The sequence below is a fragment of the Cryobacterium sp. RTC2.1 genome (genome assembly GCF_035018685.1).
Lineage (GTDB): Bacteria > Actinomycetota > Actinomycetes > Actinomycetales > Microbacteriaceae > Cryobacterium > Cryobacterium glucosi.
In genome coordinates this window covers 1-17,579 of the sequence record NZ_JASJXJ010000078.1, presented here as the reverse complement: position 1 = coordinate 17,579, position 17,579 = coordinate 1, and the positions used below count along the sequence as shown (strand labels likewise).

At 68.3% G+C, this 17,579-nt stretch carries 16 protein-coding genes; 2 read left to right on the top strand and 14 right to left on the bottom strand.

Features of this window, described 5'->3' with window-relative positions:
- From QN357_RS11060 to QN357_RS11000, 13 genes are all read right to left on the bottom strand, one after another.
- A partial coding sequence (locus tag QN357_RS11060) for an FtsQ-type POTRA domain-containing protein (RefSeq protein WP_323504883.1) occupies window positions 1-1,003 on the bottom strand: 1,003 nt, incomplete at its 3' end.
- A gap of 9 nt (window positions 1,004-1,012) precedes the next feature.
- Window positions 1,013-2,419, bottom strand: a complete 1,407-nt coding sequence (gene murC, locus QN357_RS11055) for a UDP-N-acetylmuramate--L-alanine ligase (protein ID WP_134446094.1) — start codon at window positions 2,417-2,419, stop codon at window positions 1,013-1,015.
- A gap of 63 nt (window positions 2,420-2,482) precedes the next feature.
- Window positions 2,483-3,598, bottom strand: a complete 1,116-nt coding sequence (locus QN357_RS11050) for a UDP-N-acetylglucosamine--N-acetylmuramyl-(pentapeptide) pyrophosphoryl-undecaprenol N-acetylglucosamine transferase (RefSeq protein ID WP_322135938.1) — start codon at window positions 3,596-3,598, stop codon at window positions 2,483-2,485.
- Window positions 3,595-4,878, bottom strand: a complete 1,284-nt coding sequence (gene ftsW, locus QN357_RS11045; RefSeq protein ID WP_134446096.1) for a putative lipid II flippase FtsW — start codon at window positions 4,876-4,878, stop codon at window positions 3,595-3,597. Before ftsW ends, QN357_RS11050 begins: the two co-directional genes overlap by 4 nt.
- On the bottom strand, window positions 4,847-6,391 hold the full coding sequence (murD, locus tag QN357_RS11040; RefSeq protein WP_134558367.1) for a UDP-N-acetylmuramoyl-L-alanine--D-glutamate ligase: 1,545 nt from the start codon (window positions 6,389-6,391) through the stop codon (window positions 4,847-4,849). Before murD ends, ftsW begins: the two co-directional genes overlap by 32 nt.
- Window positions 6,392-6,393: 2 nt before the next feature.
- Window positions 6,394-7,485 (bottom strand): phospho-N-acetylmuramoyl-pentapeptide-transferase, encoded by a 1,092-nt coding sequence (mraY, locus tag QN357_RS11035; RefSeq protein ID WP_134446097.1) that lies wholly within the window; start codon window positions 7,483-7,485, stop codon window positions 6,394-6,396.
- Complete coding sequence (locus QN357_RS11030; RefSeq protein ID WP_134558348.1) at window positions 7,482-8,945, bottom strand: UDP-N-acetylmuramoyl-tripeptide--D-alanyl-D-alanine ligase; 1,464 nt, start codon at window positions 8,943-8,945, stop codon at window positions 7,482-7,484. The genes mraY and QN357_RS11030 overlap by 4 nt, the downstream gene beginning before the upstream one ends.
- Window positions 8,946-10,490: a Mur ligase family protein gene (locus QN357_RS11025; RefSeq protein WP_134446099.1), complete on the bottom strand. Its 1,545-nt coding sequence runs from the start codon at window positions 10,488-10,490 to the stop codon at window positions 8,946-8,948.
- A 13-nt stretch (window positions 10,491-10,503) separates the two neighbouring features.
- Window positions 10,504-12,291 carry a peptidoglycan D,D-transpeptidase FtsI family protein gene (locus tag QN357_RS11020; RefSeq protein WP_241975250.1) on the bottom strand — a complete coding sequence of 596 codons (1,788 nt, stop codon included), beginning with the start codon at window positions 12,289-12,291 and terminating at the stop codon, window positions 10,504-10,506.
- Window positions 12,292-12,356: 65 nt separating this feature from the next.
- On the bottom strand, window positions 12,357-13,010 hold the full coding sequence (locus tag QN357_RS11015; RefSeq protein ID WP_134446100.1) for a hypothetical protein: 654 nt from the start codon (window positions 13,008-13,010) through the stop codon (window positions 12,357-12,359).
- Window positions 13,007-13,960 carry a 16S rRNA (cytosine(1402)-N(4))-methyltransferase RsmH gene (gene rsmH / locus QN357_RS11010; RefSeq protein WP_134446133.1) on the bottom strand — a complete coding sequence of 318 codons (954 nt, stop codon included), beginning with the start codon at window positions 13,958-13,960 and terminating at the stop codon, window positions 13,007-13,009. Before rsmH ends, QN357_RS11015 begins: the two co-directional genes overlap by 4 nt.
- Before the next feature lie 98 nt (window positions 13,961-14,058).
- A complete protein-coding gene (gene mraZ, locus QN357_RS11005; protein WP_134446101.1) occupies window positions 14,059-14,490 on the bottom strand; it encodes a division/cell wall cluster transcriptional repressor MraZ in 432 nt (143 codons plus the stop codon).
- A gap of 258 nt (window positions 14,491-14,748) precedes the next feature.
- Entirely contained in the window at window positions 14,749-15,159 is a 411-nt protein-coding gene (locus QN357_RS11000) for a DUF3040 domain-containing protein (RefSeq protein WP_134446102.1), read from the bottom strand.
- 70 nt (window positions 15,160-15,229) lie between these two features.
- Between QN357_RS11000 and QN357_RS10995 the strand changes: the two genes are divergently transcribed.
- Window positions 15,230-16,318, top strand: a complete 1,089-nt coding sequence (locus QN357_RS10995; protein WP_134446103.1) for a polyprenyl synthetase family protein — start codon at window positions 15,230-15,232, stop codon at window positions 16,316-16,318.
- Window positions 16,319-16,459: 141 nt separating this feature from the next.
- Here QN357_RS10995 and QN357_RS10990 read toward each other — a convergent pair whose 3' ends face one another.
- Window positions 16,460-16,801: an Rv2175c family DNA-binding protein gene (locus QN357_RS10990; protein WP_134446104.1), complete on the bottom strand. Its 342-nt coding sequence runs from the start codon at window positions 16,799-16,801 to the stop codon at window positions 16,460-16,462.
- A gap of 237 nt (window positions 16,802-17,038) precedes the next feature.
- Here QN357_RS10990 and QN357_RS10985 point away from each other — a divergent pair.
- Window positions 17,039-17,579: lytic transglycosylase (locus QN357_RS10985; RefSeq protein WP_323504882.1), on the top strand; the 541-nt coding region annotated here is incomplete at its 3' end.

Genomic DNA, 17,579 nt, shown 5'->3' with positions numbered 1-17,579 from the left:
CCAGGGTCACGTCGTCGGTGGTCGCCGCCGTGACCGTGTCGAGCTGCTGGCGGACGGCATCCGGGACGGCAGCGATGACGGCCGTCGCGGCCTGGAACCCGGCGCTGCCGACGCCGGCCCGCGCGTCGATCACGGGATAGCCGGCCAGGCGTGCAGGGCCGTTCTGGATCACGACGCCCGCGGCATCGACGAGGTTGAACCCGCCGGGGACGACGACCGTGCCGACGGGCGTCCGTTCGACGATCCGCACCACGAGGGTGTCCGGCGGCCTGCTCTCGGTCACGTAGCTCTGGATCAGCGGGAACGTACCGAGGTCCTCGCGAATCCGCGCGAAGTCCACGAGGGGCAGCGGGGTACCGAGCTGGTCGCCGAGCGCGGCGGTGACCTGGTCGGCGGAGATCCGGCTGGTCCCGACGACCTCGATCGTGCGGAGCGCCATCAGCGGCGAGTACGTCCCGATGAGAACGAACCCGAGGAGAGCGGCCACGGTACCGAGCGCGACGAGCCAGGCCGTGCGGCGGCGGCGCGAGCGCCAGGTGAAGCGGCGCACCTCCTCGCGTTCGTAACGCTTGCGTGCACGTCGGGCGGCGCGGAACTTGCGCCGGGCCGTTGCGGGGGTCAGCGCGGGCTCTGCGTCCTCCCCTGCCGTACCGGCGGTCTCCGTCTTTGCGTCAGACGCCCGCCCCTTCGGCGGCCGTGCGCCCGGTGACCGCGCCGGCACCGTCGTGATCGGCTCGGTGACGGGTTCGGCCTGCTGCGCTCCTGACGAGTGCAGAGGCGAGACGGAGGCGAGGTGCGGCTGCTCTGGCCGGCGTTTCGGGACCGTGATGGGTTCGGTGCTGGTGCCGTCGGTCGTTCCCCGGCCGCCGGCGGGAGTCGCGGTGTCCGCGGGGCGGCGCGACGAACGCTTCGTTCCCCGGCCGCCGGGTGTGGCAGCGCTGGGCGCGGCGCCGTCCCTGGTGGGCGGCTGCTCCGGCCGGTCGAAGCCCTCTGGTCGCCTCATTCCCCCGTGCTATCCCTGGGCCTGGACGCGGTCGCCGAGCGATTCGAGCAGCTGGGGGACGATCCGGTAGACGTCACCGCAGCCGAGTGTGACGACGAAGTCGCCGGGTCTGGCGATGCGCGCAACGTAGTCGGCGGCCTCCTGCCAGTCGGGCACGTAGGCGACCTTGGATGCGTCGTGGAACTTTCCGGAGACCAGGGCGCCGGTCACGCCGGGTTCGGGATCCTCGCGGGCGCCGTAGACGCCGAGCACGACCGTCTGGTCAGCGGTGCGTTCGAGGGTGTCCGCGAACTCCTGCGCGAAGAGGCGAGTGCGGCTGTACAGGTGCGGCTGGTGCACGGCGATGATGCGCCCGGTCCCGACGACGGTCCGTGCCGCGGTGAGCGCGGCCGCGACCTCCGTCGGGTGGTGGGCGTAGTCGTCGTAGACACTGACGCCGTTCACGGTGCCGTGCAGTTCGAAGCGGCGCTGGGTGCCTCCGAAGGTGGCAATGGCCGCGAGCGACGCTGCGGGGTCGCAGCCGAGTCCGACGAGCACGGCGAAGGCGCCTGCCGCGTTGATCGCGTTGTGCCTGCCGGGGATCCGCAGGGTCGCTGAGTAGTCCTGGCCCGCATACGAGACGGAGAAGCTCACGGGACCATCCGTCACGACGGAGTGCACGCGCACGGTCGCGTCGGCGGCCTCGCCGAAGGTGACGACCTTCTGGCCGGTGAGGCTCCGGGTGACCCGGACCGCGCCGGGGTCGTCTGCGGAGATCACGACGAGCTCGGTGGCTGCGTGGGAGAACTGCACGAAGGCGGCCTCGAAAGCTTCGAGGGACCCGTAGTGGTCGAGGTGGTCCGGATCGACGTTCGTCACGAGCGCGATGGCCGTGTTGTACAGCAGGAAGGACCCGTCGGATTCGTCGGCCTCGACAACGAACAGGTCATCGGTTCCCGCGCCCGCCGAGACGCCGAGGGACTCGATCACTCCGCCGTTGACGAAGCTCGGGTGCTTGCCGATGCCGAGCAGGCCCGTGACGATCATCCCGGTCGACGTGGTCTTGCCGTGTGCGCCGGCGACGGAGACGAGGCGGTGCTTCTGGATCAGCCAGGCGAGCGCCTGGGCCCGGTGCAGCACCGGGAGGCCGCGCTCGAGGGCGAGGACGTACTCGGGGTTGTCCTGCCAGAGCGCCCCGGTGACGACGAGGGAATCGGCATCCCCGACATTCTCCGCGGCGTGGCCGATGCTGATCCGCGCTCCGAGCTCGCGCAGGGCGAGCACGTTCGCGGACTCGCGCACGTCGGAGCCGGTCACGGTGTGGCCGGCCGCAAGGAAGAGCCGCGCGATGCCGCTCATTCCGGAACCGCCGATGCCGACGAAATGTACCGTTCCCAGGTCCGCAGGAATGACGAGGTTCAGGTCGGGCTTGATCACGTGGTGCCGCTCTTCTCAGTGTCGAATCTCAGTGTCGAAATCGGGTGTGGTGCGGCCTCTACGTTACGCGTCGGCGCCAGGGATTGCCGGATTGACGCCGCCGTGTGGGTGGCCGAGGGCATCGCTGACGAGGTCCGCCATCCGCTCGGCGCCGTCGCGGCCTCCGACGGATGCCGCGAGCTCCCCCATCCTGCGCACGCGCGGCCGGTCGGTGAGGAGCGGCACGAGCTCGTCAGCGACCCAGGCGGGCAGGAAGGCCGCGTCGTCGACGATGATCCCGCCACCCGCGGCGACGACGGAGGCCGCGTTGAAGCGCTGTTCCCCGTTTCCGACCGGGTAGGGCACGTAGACGGCGGGGATGCCGAGCGCGCTGAGCTCGCAGACCGTCCCGGCCCCTGCCCGGGAGACGGCGAAGTCCGCGCTCGCGAGGGCGAGGTCCATCCGGTCGCAGTACTCGATCATCCGGTAGTGGTCGATGGCCGGGTCGGGGACCTCGGACTTCTGCCCGGTGATGTGCAGCACCTGCCAGCCGGCCGCGACCAGCGCCGATGCTGACTGCACGGCCGTGCCGTTGAGGCGGCGCGCGCCGAGGGACCCTCCCGTGACGAGGAGGGTCGGCCTGCCGGGGTCGAGGTCGAAGAAGCGCAGCGCCTCCGCCCGGACACCGGGGCGGTCGAGGTTCTGGATCTCCGGCCGCAGCGGCATTCCCACGACCCGGCCGTGGCGGATCCGGGTTCCGGGGAACACGACGCCGACCCGGGTGGTCAGCCAGGCCCCGAGGCGGTTCGCGAGTCCCGCGCGGAAGTTCGCCTCGTGGATGGCGATCGGGATGCCCGCCCGGCGGGCCGCGAGGTAGGCCGGCGTCGAGACGTAGCCGCCGAAGCCCACGACGACGTCGACCTTCCTGGCACGGAGCACGGCGGCGAGGTCGCTGACGGCGCGGTTGAACCGGGGCAGGAAGAGCACGGCGGCGCGGTTCGGGCGGCGCGGGAACGGCAGCCGTGGCACGAAGATCAGCTCGTAGCCGCGTGCGGGTACCAGGCGGGCCTCGAGGCCTTCCCTGGTGCCGAGCACGATCATGACCGCGTCGGGTTCGCGCGCGCGGATCGCATCGGCGACCGCGAGCAGGGGGTTGACATGGCCGGCGGTCCCGCCGCCGGCCAGGAGGTACGTGGTCACTCGGACACCCGTCTCGGTCCGGGCCGTGCCGCCGGGTGCTCGGTTCCGCCGGGGGTGCGCCCGGCCGGATCGGGGTGCGCGCGGGCGAAGGACAGCACGATGCCGATCGCGATCAGGGTCGAGAGCAGGGCTGTGCCGCCCGCGGAGACGAGCGGAAGCGGGACGCCGAGGACGGGGAAGACGCCGAGGACGACACCGATGTTGACGAGCGCCTGGCCGATGACCCAGACCATCACGGCGGCCGTCGACACGCGCGCCTGCACGCTCGTGCTCGAGCGCATGATCCGCAGGAAGGCGAACGCGAGCAGGATGAACATGCCGAGCACGACGATGGCGCCGATCAGGCCGAGCTCCTCGCCGATGATCGCGAAGATGTAGTCGTTGTCCGCAGCGGGCAGCCAGGACCATTTGGCCTTGGAGTTGCCGAGTCCGACGCCGAAGATCCCGCCGTTGGCGAGTGCCCAGGTGCCGTGCAGCGGCTGCCAGCACGCCGCGGAGATCGTTCCGGTGTGGTCGTCGCAGCCGGTGTTAAGGAAGGAGAGGATGCGGGTCATCCGGTTGGAGCTCGAGACGGCGACGAGCACGCCCGCGACCGTGCCGACCAGGAGCGGGAGCGCGAGCATCCGCAGCCGGACGCCCGCGAAGAAGAGCGCGCCGAAGAGGATTCCGGCCATGATGATGACGGTTCCGAGGTCGCCGCCGATCAGTACGAGCATGATCGATCCGCCGCCGACGCCGAACACGGGAATGTAGACGTGGCGCCAGTCGTCGAGCAGGTCCTGCTTCTGGGAGAGGATCATGCCGAGCCAGATGACGAGCGCGAGCTTGATCGCCTCGGACGGCTGGAACTGGACCCCGCCGAGGGACAGCCAGTTCGTGTTCCCTGCGACGGTGATGCCGAGCGGGGTGAAGACGACGAGGCACTGCAGCAGGCACGCGATGATCAGGGTCGGCCAGGCCACCCGCTGCCAGAACTTGATCGGCATCCGGCTGACGAAGAGCATCAGCGGGACACCCACGGCCGCGAAGCCGCCCTGGCGGAGCACGGTGCCGAAGAAGCCTGCGTTCTCGAGGTAGGAGTCGACCGACGATGAGGACAGCACCATCACCAGGCCGAAGGCGACGAGGAAGAGGGTCGTTCCGAGCAGCAGGAAGTAGCTCGTCGATTCCGCCTTGAACACGCGTCCGAGATGGATGCGGGTGGCGGGGTTGTGCGCCTCGGGCGCCGGCTGGTGGGGGGCTGCGGTCCTAGGCGTTCGAGCCAGGGGCAGTCTCGCCATCCGCCTCACCTCCCAGATAATCGTGAACGGCTTCCGCGAAGAGGCGGCCGCGTGCTGCGTAGTCGGAGAACTGGTCCATCGATGCCGCCGCCGGTGCGAGCAGCACGACGTCACCTGACTCGGCGATGCCTGCCGCGGCAGCGACGGCGTTCGGCATCACCTGTCCAGTGTCAGCGGCATCGATCTCGAATACGGGCAACCCGGGGGCGTGTCGCAGGAATGCCGCCCGCAGGGCGTCCCGATCGACGCCGATGATGACGGCGCCCCGGAGCCGGGGCACGTGGGTGCTGACGAGGTGGTCGATGTCGACGCCCTTGAGCAGGCCGCCGACGAGCCAGACCACGGAGTCGAACGCGGCGAGCGACGCATCCGCTGCGTGCGGGTTCGTGGCCTTCGAGTCGTCGATCCAGCGGATGCCCGCTGCGTCTGCCACGATCTCGATGCGGTGTTCGTCGAGCTGGAAGGTCTCGAGCACGTCATGGATGATCGGTGCGTCGACGTCGAAGGACCGCGCGAGGGCACTCGCGGCGAGGATGTCGGCCACGAGGTGGGCGGCGCCGAGGCCGCGGGCGCGGAGCTCGGGCACGGTGGTCAGTTCGATCGCGGTGTCGAAGCGTTCCTCGAGGAAGGCGCGGTCGCAGAGGATGCCGTCGACGACGCCGAGGTCGCTCGGACCGGGGACGCCGAGGCCGAAGCCGATGGCGCGGGCGCCCTCGCGGACTTCGGCGTCCTCGACCATCGTGCGGGTGGCCTCGTCGTCCTTGTTGTAGACGCACGCGATCTTGGTGTTGGCGTAGACGGTGGCTTTTGCCTCGCGGTAGGCGGCAGCGGAGCCGTGCCAGTCGAGGTGGTCGTCCGCGATGTTCAGGCAGACGCTCGCCCACGGCACGAGGGCGCCCGGCCCGGTGCGTGGCAGGTGGTGCAGCTGGTAGCTCGAGAGTTCGACGACGAGCACGTCCCAGCCGAGCGGGTCGCGGACGGCGTCGAGGACGGGCACGCCGATGTTGCCGCAGGGGGCGACCCGGTGGCCTGCTGCGGCGAGGATCGTCGCGGTCAGCTGCACGGTCGTGGTCTTGCCGTTGGTGCCCGTGACGAGGATCCACTCTGCCGGGGCGCCGACCTTGTCGCGCAGGCGCCAGGCCAGTTCGATGTCGCCCCAGACGGGGATTCCGGCTGCAGCGGCCCAGAGCAGCAGCGGGTGGTCGGGGTGGAAGCCGGGGCTGACGACGAGGAGTTCCGGACGGTGGGCGGCGAGTTCAGCGGGGACTTCGCTCAGGTCGGCCTGGACGAGCCCGGCGCCGATCACGCCGAGGAGCCTGGCCCGGTCGTCCGGGGCGTTACCGGCGACGACGAGGACGTCCGCGCCGAGTTCGGCGAGGGTGTCCGCCGCGGCGAAGCCGGTCACGCCAAGGCCGAGGACGGCGACCCGGAGCCCGGTCCAGTCGGCGTGCCAGCTGATGAGGCCGTCGAGGCGGCGATGGCCAGAGTGAGTGTCGTATGGGTTGTTGCTCATCATCATGCGGTCAGCCATTCGAGGTAGAACGAGCCGACGCCCGCCGCGACGAGGAGTCCGCCGACGATCCAGAACCTGACGACGACGGTGACCTCTGCCCAGCCCTTGAGCTCGAAGTGGTGGTGGATCGGGCTCATCAGGAAGATCCGTTTGCCCCGGGTGACCTTGAAGTACGCCCTCTGGACGATCACGGAGCCGGCTTCGATCACGAACAGGCCGCCGAGGAGCACGAGCAGGAGCTCGGTGCGGCTGAGGATCGCGAGTGCGGCCAGCGCCCCGCCGATGGCGAGGGACCCGGTGTCGCCGAGGAAGATCTTGGCGGGTGAGGTGTTCCACCACAGGAAGCCGATCAGGCCGCCGACGATCGCTGCGGCGACGATGGCGAGGTCGAGGGGGTCGCGCACGTTGTAGGAACGGTAGAGGTCGCCGATATCCGCTCCCCCGTACCTGGCCTGGTTGGACTGCCAGAAGCCGATCACGATGTACGCCCCGATGGCGAGGATCGATGACCCGGTCGCGAGCCCGTCGAGGCCGTCCGTCACGTTCACTCCGTTGGAGGTCGCGGCGACGAGGAAGCAGATCCAGACGATGAACAGGGCGATCCCGACGATGGTCCCGAGCTTCATGAAGTCGAGGGGCAGGTCGCGCAACAGTGAGATCTTGGTGGATGCCGGGGTGAGGCCGTGCCTGTTCGGGAACTGCAGCGCGAGAACGGCGAAGACGCCGGCGACGAGCACCTGCCCGCTGATCTTCTGCCAGCCGCCGAGGCCGAGGCTGCGCTGGTTCCGGGTCTTGATGAAGTCGTCGAGGAATCCGACGAGCCCGAGTCCGACCATCATGAACAGCACGAGCAACGGGGACGCCGTGATCGGGGTGCCCGTGAGCCACATCGCAAGGAAGTAGCTGATCAGGGTGCCGAGGATGATGACGATGCCGCCCATGGTCGCGGTGCCGCGCTTGGCGTGGTGGCTCTTCGGGCCGTCATCGCGAATGAACTGTCCCCAGCCGAGCTTGTGGAAGAGCCGGATGAACAGCGGGGTCAGGGACAACGTGAAGACGAGCGACATCGCGCCGGACATCAGCAGGGCTCTCATGAGAAGAACTCCCCGAGGCGGTCGCCGAGGAACCTGAGGCCCGCGGAGTTCGACGACTTCACGAGCACCGTGTCACCGGGGCGGATGGTCGCGGTGAGGAGGGCGAAGGCGTCGTCCTGGTCGTCGACGAAGAGCGACTCCCCGTCCCAGGACCCCTCGTTGATCGTGCTGATGTGCATCCGGCGGGCGGCGGGTCCCACCACGACGAGCTGGGAGATGTTGAGTCGCACGGCGAGCAGTCCGATGCGGTCGTGCTCGTCCCCGGAGAATTCGCCGAGTTCGCTCATTTCGCCGAGGACGGCGACGGTGCGTTCTCCCGGCCGCCGGATCTGGGCGAGGGTCTTGAGGGCCGCCGTCATCGAATCGGGGCTCGCGTTGTACGCATCGTTGATGACCGTGACCCCGTCACGCCCGCCGAGCACCTGCATCCGCCAGCGTTCGGCCGTGACGACGGATTCGAGTGCCGCGACGATGTCGTCGATGCCGACCCCGAGCACCTCTGCGGTGGCCGCAGCGGCGAGGGCGTTCATCACGTGGTGCTCTCCGAGTACCTGGAAGGTCACCGGGCGGGTGTCGCCGCCCGCGAGGTGCAGGGTGAACGTCGTTCCGCTGCTCGAGACCTCGATCCCGGTCGCGTGCACGCCGGAGAAGTCCGTTCCGTCCGGTGCGCGCGAGGTGCCGGTGGCGTCCTGGCCGAACCAGACCACCCTGGCGCGGGTGTGTGCCCGCATTCCGGCGACGCGGGGGTCGTCGGCGTTCAGCACGGCGACATCCGTTGCGAGGAGGTCGGTGACCATTTCGGTCTTGGCGGCCAGGGTCGCTTCGATTCCGCCGAATTCGCCGGCGTGGGCGAGGCCGACCTTGAGGACGATCCCCACGTCCGGACGGACCATCCGGATCAGCCTGGCGATCTCGCCGATGCCGCTCGCGCCCATTTCGGCGACGAGGAACCGGGTGTCGAAGTCGACGGCGAGCATCGTGATCGGCGCGCCCACCTCGTTGTTGAAGGAGGCGCGGGCGGCGACGGTCGGGCCGACGCGTTCGAGGATGGCGCGCAGCAGGTTCTTGGTGGTCGTCTTGCCGTTGGACCCGGTCACGCCGATCACCCGGAGCCGACCCTCCGCGCGGACGCGGGCCACGACGAAGGTGGCGAGGTCGCCGAGGGCGACCACCGCGTCTGCGACGATGATCTGGGCGACGGGGAGGTCGAGCGCGCGCTCGACGATGAGGAGCGCGGCGCCGTTGTCGATTGCGGCAGGAGCGAAGAGGTGACCATCGGTGGTCTCCCCCGGCTTCGCGACGAAGATGCCGCCGGGGCGGATCTCACGCGAGTCGGTGTCGACGGCACCGGAGACGACGGTCGCCGGCGTCGTCGGCGAGCCGTCGGCGTTCAGGGCTCCGTCGAGGTGCAGGGCGCCGTTGACGGCGCCGGCGATCTCGGAGAGGGAGAGGGCGATCATCTACTGCCACCCCGCTTCGCGCAGCGCGAGCCGGGAATCGTCGCGGGCGGAATAGGGGATCTTGACGCCGTTCACTTCGTGATAGTTCTCGTGGCCGGGGCCCGCATAGAGGATCGAGTCGCCCTCGACCGCGAGGCCGAGCGCGGTGCGGAAGGCGGTGCGCGGGTCGGCGACCTCGTAGAGCTCCACGTCGGGGACGGCCTCTCGGGCGCCGGCGATCAGGGCGGCCCTGATCGAGGCCGGGTCCTCGTAGCGGGGGTGGAAGTCGGTGATGACGACGACGTCTGCGCCCCTGGCTGCGATGGCACCCATGGCCGCGCGCTTGGTGGTGTCGCGGTCGCCGTCGGCGCCGAAGACCATGAACAGTCGCCCCGGCGTGAAGGTGCGGATGGCCGCGAGGGTGTTGAGGAAGGCGTCCGGGCTGTGACCGTAGTCGATGTAGACGAGCGGTCCGCGGTCGCCGGAGATGCGCTCGGTGCGCCCCGGGATGTAGACGTCGATGCCGCCGTCGCGGGCGAGGGTGTGATTGATGGCATCGAGGTCGTAGCCGGATTCGACGAGCATCAGGATGGCCAGTGCGGCGTTCGCGGCCATGAACCAGCCGATCAGCGGAACACGGGTCTGCAGGCGGCGGCCCTCCGGCCCCTCGAGCAGGAACTCCGTGTAGAGGGCGTCCTCCGACACGATCGAGAGGTGCCAGTCGGCGTCGACCTCTGGATGGATGCTGAGGGTCGTCACCGGGATGCGGCACTCTGCGACGATCCGCTGGCCCCATTCGGAGTCCACGGTGATGACGCCGCGCCGGGACCGGTCGGGCTGGAAGAGTTCGAGTTTGGCCTGGAAGTACTCGTCGAGGCTGGCGTAGTCGTCGAGGTGGTCGTGGCTGAGGTTGGTGAACCCTGCGACATCGAAGACGAGCCCGTCGACGCGGTGCCTGCTGAGGGCCTGCGCGGAGACCTCGATCGCGACGGCGCGCACTTCGGCTTCGCGCATCCTGGCGAGGAGGGCATGCAGTTCGGTGGCCTCCGGGGTGGTGAGCGAGCTCACGACGGCGAGGTCGCCGATGCGGCGTTCCGCGGTCGAGGTGAGGCCTGTGACGACGCCGAGCTGGTTCAGGATGGCGACGAGGAGGTAGACGACGCTCGTCTTGCCATTCGTTCCGGTCACTGCGAAGAGCGTTGCCGGGTTCTCGTCGGTCCGGTAGATCCAGGCGGCGACCGCGCCGAGAGCGGCGCGCGCGTCCGGGGTGACGAGGATCGGCAGGCCGCTTCCGGCGGCGACGAGCGCACCGGCCTCATCGGTCAGGATGGCGACGGCTCCGGCCTCCCTGGCGTCGTCGGCGAAGCTCGCGCCGTGGAACGCTCGCCCGGGAACGCCGACGTACAGGTCGCCCGGCTGGACGGAACGGGAGGAGATACTCACGCCGGAGACTTCGAGACCCTCGATGTCGCCGCGCAGGAAAAGTTCGAATTCATCAACCATGCCCGACAACGACCGCGCAACCGGGTGCTGAGGACGGAGAGCCGATGGTGCCAACTCGGTCACGGGGCTCGCTTTCTTACCAGGTACCGGGAAGGGCAGGCGCTGGAGCGCCCGATGGAACTGCCCGGTACTTCTTCAGCACCTGGCTCATGACCTCCTGGAAGATCGGAGCGGGCGCTGCAGACGAATTCAGTTTAACAGGATCGGCGAGACTGACCGAAACGACGTACTCCGGATCGTCTGCGGGAGCGAACCCGGAAACCGACACAAGGTACCCGTGGGTGTACCCGCCGTGGCCGTCCGGCATCTGGGCCGTTCCGGTCTTCGAGGCGACCCGGTAGCCGGGAATGTTCCAGACCTTGGACAGCCAGGCCTTCTGGTACACCATCTCAAGCATGTCCGAGGTGTCGTGCGCGGCCGATGCCGAGACGACCTGGGTTCCCGCTGCTGCCGGCACATTCGTCATGGTGCCGTCCGCCTGGCGGCAGCCGGCGACGAGCTGGACGGGCAACCGGACGCCCTTGTTCGCAATGGTCTGGTAGATGCTCGCGATCTGGAGCGCCGTCGTGGTCAGGCCCTGGCCGAACATGGTGGCGTACTTGGTCTGGGGGTCCCATTCGTCGTAGGGATGCAGGATTCCGGAGTCTTCGGCGGGGAACCCCGCCTCCGTCGCAGTGCCGAGGCCGAACTTGGTCATGTAGTCATAGCGCTGCTTGTCGGTCAGCAGTTCGCCGAACTTGGACATGCCGGTGTTCGAGGATTCGATCAGCACGCCGGTGAGGGTGAGGTGCAGGTCGGCGTGACCGGAACTGTCGTTGATGTTCGCGCCGTTGCCCGGCAGGTATCGATAGGGCGCGACGACCTGGGTATTCACCGTGGCCTTGCCCGCATCGAGCACGGATGCCGCGGTGAGCGCCTTGAAGGTCGACCCCGGTTCGAAGGAGGCCGTGAAAGCGCGCGAGCCGCGGTCATCGGGGTTGGTCGTTCCGTTGACGTTGTTCGGGTCGACACTGGGATAGTCGGCGACCGCGACGAGCTTCCCGGTCTTGACCTCCTGCACCACGACCGTTCCCCACGCCGCGCCGGTGGCCTGGGCCTGCTTAGCCAGGGCCTGCTGGACGAACCACTGCAGGTCGGAGTCGATCGTCGTCACGACATCTCCGCCATCGACGGCCGCCTTCTCCGTGACGGTGCTCTGCGGCAGCCGGACGCCGTCTGCGCCCTTCTCGTAGGTCTCCGTTCCGTCGGTGCTCGCGAGGCAAGAGTCCTGGCCGATTTCAAGGCCGGCCTGGGCTTCACCCTCTGACGACACGAATCCGACGAGGTTGCCTGCGACCGCACCGTCCGGGTACACCCGGCCGGGCTTCTTCTCGAAGTAGATCCACGGGATCTCGAGCGCGTCGACCGCCCGGAACACCGAGACATCCACTGCCTTGGTCACCATGGCGTAATCCGACGCGGGATTGGCGGCGAGCGACGAAGAGATGATCGCGAGGATCGCGTCTCCGGTCTGACCGGTGATGGCGCCGACCTCCGCAGCGGCCTGGGCGACGGTGACCGTCTGGTCTCCCGCCGCCGTTGTGCGGGTGAACTCGACGGCATTGCGGGGAGACAGCGTGATGTTGTAGCGCATCACCGTCCCGGCGAGTACGACGCCGTTGGCGTCGACGATGTCACCGCGTGAGCCGTAGATGGGCTGCTCGACCGATCGGTTGCCGAGTGAATCGGCGCTGAGGGTGTCGGCACGGACGACCTGGATGTCGACGAGCCTGACCACGAAGAGTGCGACGATCGCGAAGAGGAGAACGACCGTGATCGCGATGCGGCGCTTGCCGCTGCGCGTCGACCTGGCACTGACACCCACAGTTTCGGTTCCTTACTGCGGACGGGGCCGCGGTTGTGGCACCCCGGCTCGTGCGGGAATGCGTTCTAGCGAGTCGTGGGCGTCGGGAGTCCGGCGCCAGGGGCTGGCACGGCGGCGGTTGAGGTTGTCGGGGCGGTCGTGGTGGCTGGTGACGTCGCGGCGCCGGCGACGCTCGCGCCCTGCCCGGTGGCCTGGGCTGGCTGTGTCACCAAAGGTACGCCGGTGAGCAGCGCGTTCGGCACGAGACTCGCCGCACCGGCCTGACTGCCCGTTGCGGAACTCGGGGCGCCGAGCACTGCGGAGTCGGAGAGGCGCAGGTAGACCGGGTTGGAGTTGCTGATCATGCCGATGGCCTCGGCGTTGGCCGCGAGGCTCTGCGGGGAGGAGACCCGGACGAGGTCCTCCGTGACGCTGTCGGCGGTGCGGCTGAGTTCCGTCTGGCTGGCCTGCAGGCGGGACACCTCGTACGCGCCCTGCGAGATTCCGACGCTCAGCAGGAGCTGCGCGACAATGATCACCGCGACCCCGGCGACGGCGGACAGGGCGAAGGCGATCTTGGGTCGTGCCCGGCGCTGGCTGCGCGTTGCGACGATCTCGATGTGGCGAAGCCGCGAGCCTGGCTGGCCTGCCGGAGCGTCCAGCGGTTTCTGGTCGGGGGTGTCGTGCCGGGGGGCACTTTCCCAGTTCGGTCGCAGCACGCGTGCGAGATTGTCGCTCATCCGGCTCTCCTCAGTCGCTCGGCGGCGCGAAGTCTGACCGACGTCGCACGGGGGTTTCTCGCCTTTTCTTCTTCCGAGGCGAGTTCGGCGCCCCGGATCAACTGTGTGAACAGTGGCTTGTGTTCCGGCAGCTCGATGGGCAGGCCGGCGGGGGCGCTCGAGGTGGATGCCCGGGCGAGCGCCTTCTTGACGATCCGGTCCTCGAGCGACTGGTAGGCCTCCACGACGATCCGGCCGTGCACGGCGACGGCGTCGAGGGCGGCGGGGATCGCGCGTTCGAGAACGGAGAGTTCCTGGTTGACCTCGATGCGCAGGGCCTGGAAGACCCGCTTCGCCGGGTGTCCGGTGCGCTGGACGACGACGGGGGTGACCTTCGTGAGGATCGCGACGAGCTCGGCAGAGCGGACGAGAGGGGCGGTGGACCGAGCCTCGACGATGGCCTTGGCGTAGCGTGCCGCGAGTTTCTCTTCGCCGTACTCGTGGAAGATCCGGCGCAGTTCGGACTCGCTGTACGTCGCGAGGATGTGCTCCGCCGTCAGGTCGCTCGTGTTGTCCATCCGCATGTCGAGCGGAGCGTCCTTGGAGTACGAGAAGCCGCGTTCGACCCGGTCGAGCTGGAGCGAGGAGACTCCGAGGTCGAAGAACACGCCCTGGACCTCTTCGATGCCGAGGGAGTCGAGGGCGTCCTGGATGCCGTCGTAGACGGTGTGCACGAGGTGGATCCGGTCGCGGAACGGCTTGAGGCGCTCCTCGGCGATCGAGAGCGCCTCGAGGTCACGGTCGAGGCCGACGAGGGTGAGTCCTGGGAAGCGGGTCAGGAAGGCCTCGGAGTGCCCGGCCATGCCGAGGGTCGCGTCGACGAGCACGGCGCCGGGCTGGTTCAGGGCCGGCGCGAGGAGCTCGACACAGCGTTCGAGCAGTACGGGGGTATGGATTTCGTCGATGTTCATGGTCCCGGGGAGTAGTTCCTGGATCCTGATCCCCATCCGGCAGTCCTGGCACCGGGGAAGTGTGTCAGGGCGTACGGCTGGGAGTCAGGCGCCAGGTTCTAGAAGAGTCCCGGAATCACCTCCTCCGTGGTGTTGGCGAACGAGGTTTCCTGTTCGGCGAGGTACAGGTCCCAGGCCTCGGTGTCCCAGATCTCGACACGGTCGCCCGCACCGATCACCGTGAGTTCGCGGTCGAGGCCGGCATAGCTGCGGAGGTTGGCGGGGATGGTGACGCGGTTCTGGCTGTCGGGAGTTTCCGCACTGGCTCCGGAGGTGAAGACCCGGAGGAAGTCACGGCCCTGCTTGCTCGTGATCGGGGCCTGCTTGATCTTTTCGTGCAGTTCCTCGAACGCCCGGGTCGTGAAGACGTAGAGGCAGTGCTCCTGGCCGCGGGTCATCACGATGCCGGTGGACAACTGCTCACGGAACTTCGCGGGGAGGATGACGCGTCCCTTGTCGTCGAGCTTGGGGGCATAGGTCCCGAGGAACATTCATCACCCCTTCTCTTCCGGCCAAGTTCAGGTGTTACTCCACTTTACTCCACTTTGGACCACGAAAACGGGAAATGCCACGATCAACGAGTAAATTTCTAGAAAAATACCAGATGAACAGGCTAAGCCAAGGGTGGAGGGAAATCCAAGGGCGAGCGGGGTCGAGAGTCGATTTTGGGCACAAAAAAAGGGCCGATCTGTGATCGGCCCTGCTTTTGTGACGTTTCGGTCGTGCTGTGGAGGATGGGAGCCGAAGGGCTAGTTGCCGTCCTGGCGTCGATCCCAACGGTCATTGAGACGGTCCATGAACCCGCGGCCGGACTTGCCGGAACCCGACGGGCGTGACCCGCTCGTCCCGGACGGTGACGTGCCGGAGGATGAGAAGCCGGAGGACGACAGCCTGCGGGCGGCCTTGCCCGGTGACGTGGCGAGCAATACCCCTGCGAACATGACGACGAAGCCGAGGATTCCGAGCCACAGCTGCTGCACTGCGACTCCGGCGATCAGTCCCCCGATACCGGCGACGACCGCGAGAACGCCGAGGGCGATCGAGCGGTAGTTCGGGCGAAGCGATGAACCGCCAACGGTCGCGACGAAGTCGGAGTCGTTGTGGTAGAGCCCGCGCTCCATCTCTTCAAGGAGTCGCTGCTCTTGTTCCGAAAGCGGCATCTTATTCCTCCTCTGTAGGATCACCGGTGAATCCCAATTCTAGCCCCGCCGCGATAGCTAGGCTAGGCGGGTGGCTGAAAGCAATCAACTGGTCGATCTGGTTCAAACTCGCATCGACGAATTCCTGAAAACCCGTCAACTAATTGTGACTACTGTCAGCCCGGATCTTAGCGCGCTGGTGAACTTCTCACGGCAGTTTCTCAGCGGTGGTAAGCGCTTCCGGGCCCAGTTCTGCCACCAGGGCTGGCAGAGCGTCCCCGGTTCGGACGCGCTCGATTCCGCGCCGGTCATCGCGGCGGCCGCCGCCCTCGAAATCTTCCATGCCGCCGCCCTCGTCCACGACGACATCATCGACAATTCGGACACCCGCAGGGGTTCGGCGTCCGCCCATAAACTCTTCGAATCCCTGCATGCCACGGGCGGCTGGGCCGGCGCTCCTGTCGAGTTCGGCCGGGCCTCCGCCATCCTTCTCGGGGACCTGCTCCTCGGGTGGAGCGACGAGCTCCTCGACGAGGGCCTCCAGGCCTCCGCAGATCCTGTGGCGGCCAGGCTCGGTCGCCACGAATTCAACCAGATGCGCACGGAGGTGACAGCCGGTCAGTACCTCGACATCCTCGAGGAAAGGGCCTGGCTCGTGCAGCAGGAGGAGGAGTTGCTCGAACGCGCCATGCGGGTCATCGTCTTCAAGTCCGCGAAGTACAGCGTCCAGGCTCCCCTCGTCATCGGGGCGGCACTCGCGGGCGCCGACACGGCCCACCTCGACGCGTTGCGCGCCTTCGGGCTTCCGCTCGGCATCGCATACCAGCTCCGGGACGACCTTCTCGGAGTGTTCGGCGACGCGGCCGTGACGGGCAAACCGAGCGGTGACGACCTGCGGGAGGGCAAGCGCACCGTGCTCATCGCACTCGCCAGGCGCGCGCTCGAACCGGCCGCGCGGGAGTACCTCGACGGACTCCTCGGAGACCCGGGGCTCGACGCGGCCCAGATCCTGTCGCTGCAGGAACTCATCAGGGCCAGCGGAGCCGTCGAGAGCGTCGAGACGCTCATCACGGACCAGGTCGCGGATGCGCGCGGCGCGCTCCACGCCTCTCCGATCGCCCCCGACATGCGGGACCAGCTCGAGAGGCTCGCCGAAACCGTGACGCGCCGGTCGTTCTGAGACCGGGGCGACCCGGGAGCGGGGCGAGCCGAGGGGTTCGCCCTGTGAAGGGGCTCGCCGTGTGAAGGGGCTCGCCGTGTGAAGGGGCTCGCCGTGTGAAGGGGCTCGCCGTGTGAACTGGGCCCGGGGTCGAACCTGTGGCTAGGCGAGCGCCTGGGCGACGCGGCGGACCTCGGCCTTACGACCGGCGAGAAGTGCCTGGATCGGCGGGACACCGAGGCTGTCGTCGACCTCGAGCAGCCACTGCATGGCCTGCTCGTCGGTGAAGCCGTCATCGGCGAGCACGATCAGGGTGCCGCGGAGTTCAGGGAGCGGGGAACCGTCCTTGACGAATGCGGCCGGCACCGAGATCACACCGTTCCGGCGGATCGCGAGGAGCTGCTTGTCATCGATGAGTTGGCGAACCCGGCTTTGACTGGTCCCGAGCAGGGAAACGAGGTCGGGGATGGTCAGCCAGGGTTGATCTGAAAACGAATCGGTCACCCTCCAAGCCTCCCATGATTCCCGGGCCACTTCAAACACCGAATGCCCCGGTGCGCGCTCCGTGCGGCCCGGATGGGGGTCATACCGATTGACTCCGGCAGTCATGTGTGAAAACGTTGAAGGTCGTGGACAAGTTAACGCTCGTGGACACGGTGAAGGTTGTAGCCAGTCTCAAGCTCGGGCGGCGGTTTTCGGCTCGACAGCATCTGAGTGTCAGACCAATCTGAATGGAGCGTCATGTCAGCACAGTCCAACAGGATCGTTCGACCGCCGGCCAGTGGCGAGCTCGTCCCCGCCAGGCCCCGCAAGTCCTCGGCCATCCGTTCCCGCGCGCTCGGCATGTTCGCGGCCCTGCCGCTCGCCGTGGCGTGCACGGTCGCCATCGGTCTCAATCTTGCGTCGCCCGCCGAGGCAGCCTCCCTGAGCCGGAAGCCGCTCAAGAACCCGGCGCAGCTGCCGGCATCCGCTGGGACCAGCGCCCCTGCGCAACGCGTGCAGGCCGAGGCTGCACCGAACCAGTACACGGTCGTCGCCGGCGACACCGTGAGCGGCATCGCGAGCAGGTTCGGGCTCTCGACCGCTGCCGTCCTCGCGAGCAACGGGCTGAGCTGGTCGACGAAGATCTTCCCCGGCCAGCAACTCACCCTCGCCGAGGGTGCCGCCCCGGCAGCGGCCCCTGCCCCCACGCCGGTTGCCAGTGAACTCACGCGCTACACGATCGTGACGGGCGACACCATCAGCGGGATAGCGGCCGCGCACGGCATCGCGGTCGCTATCC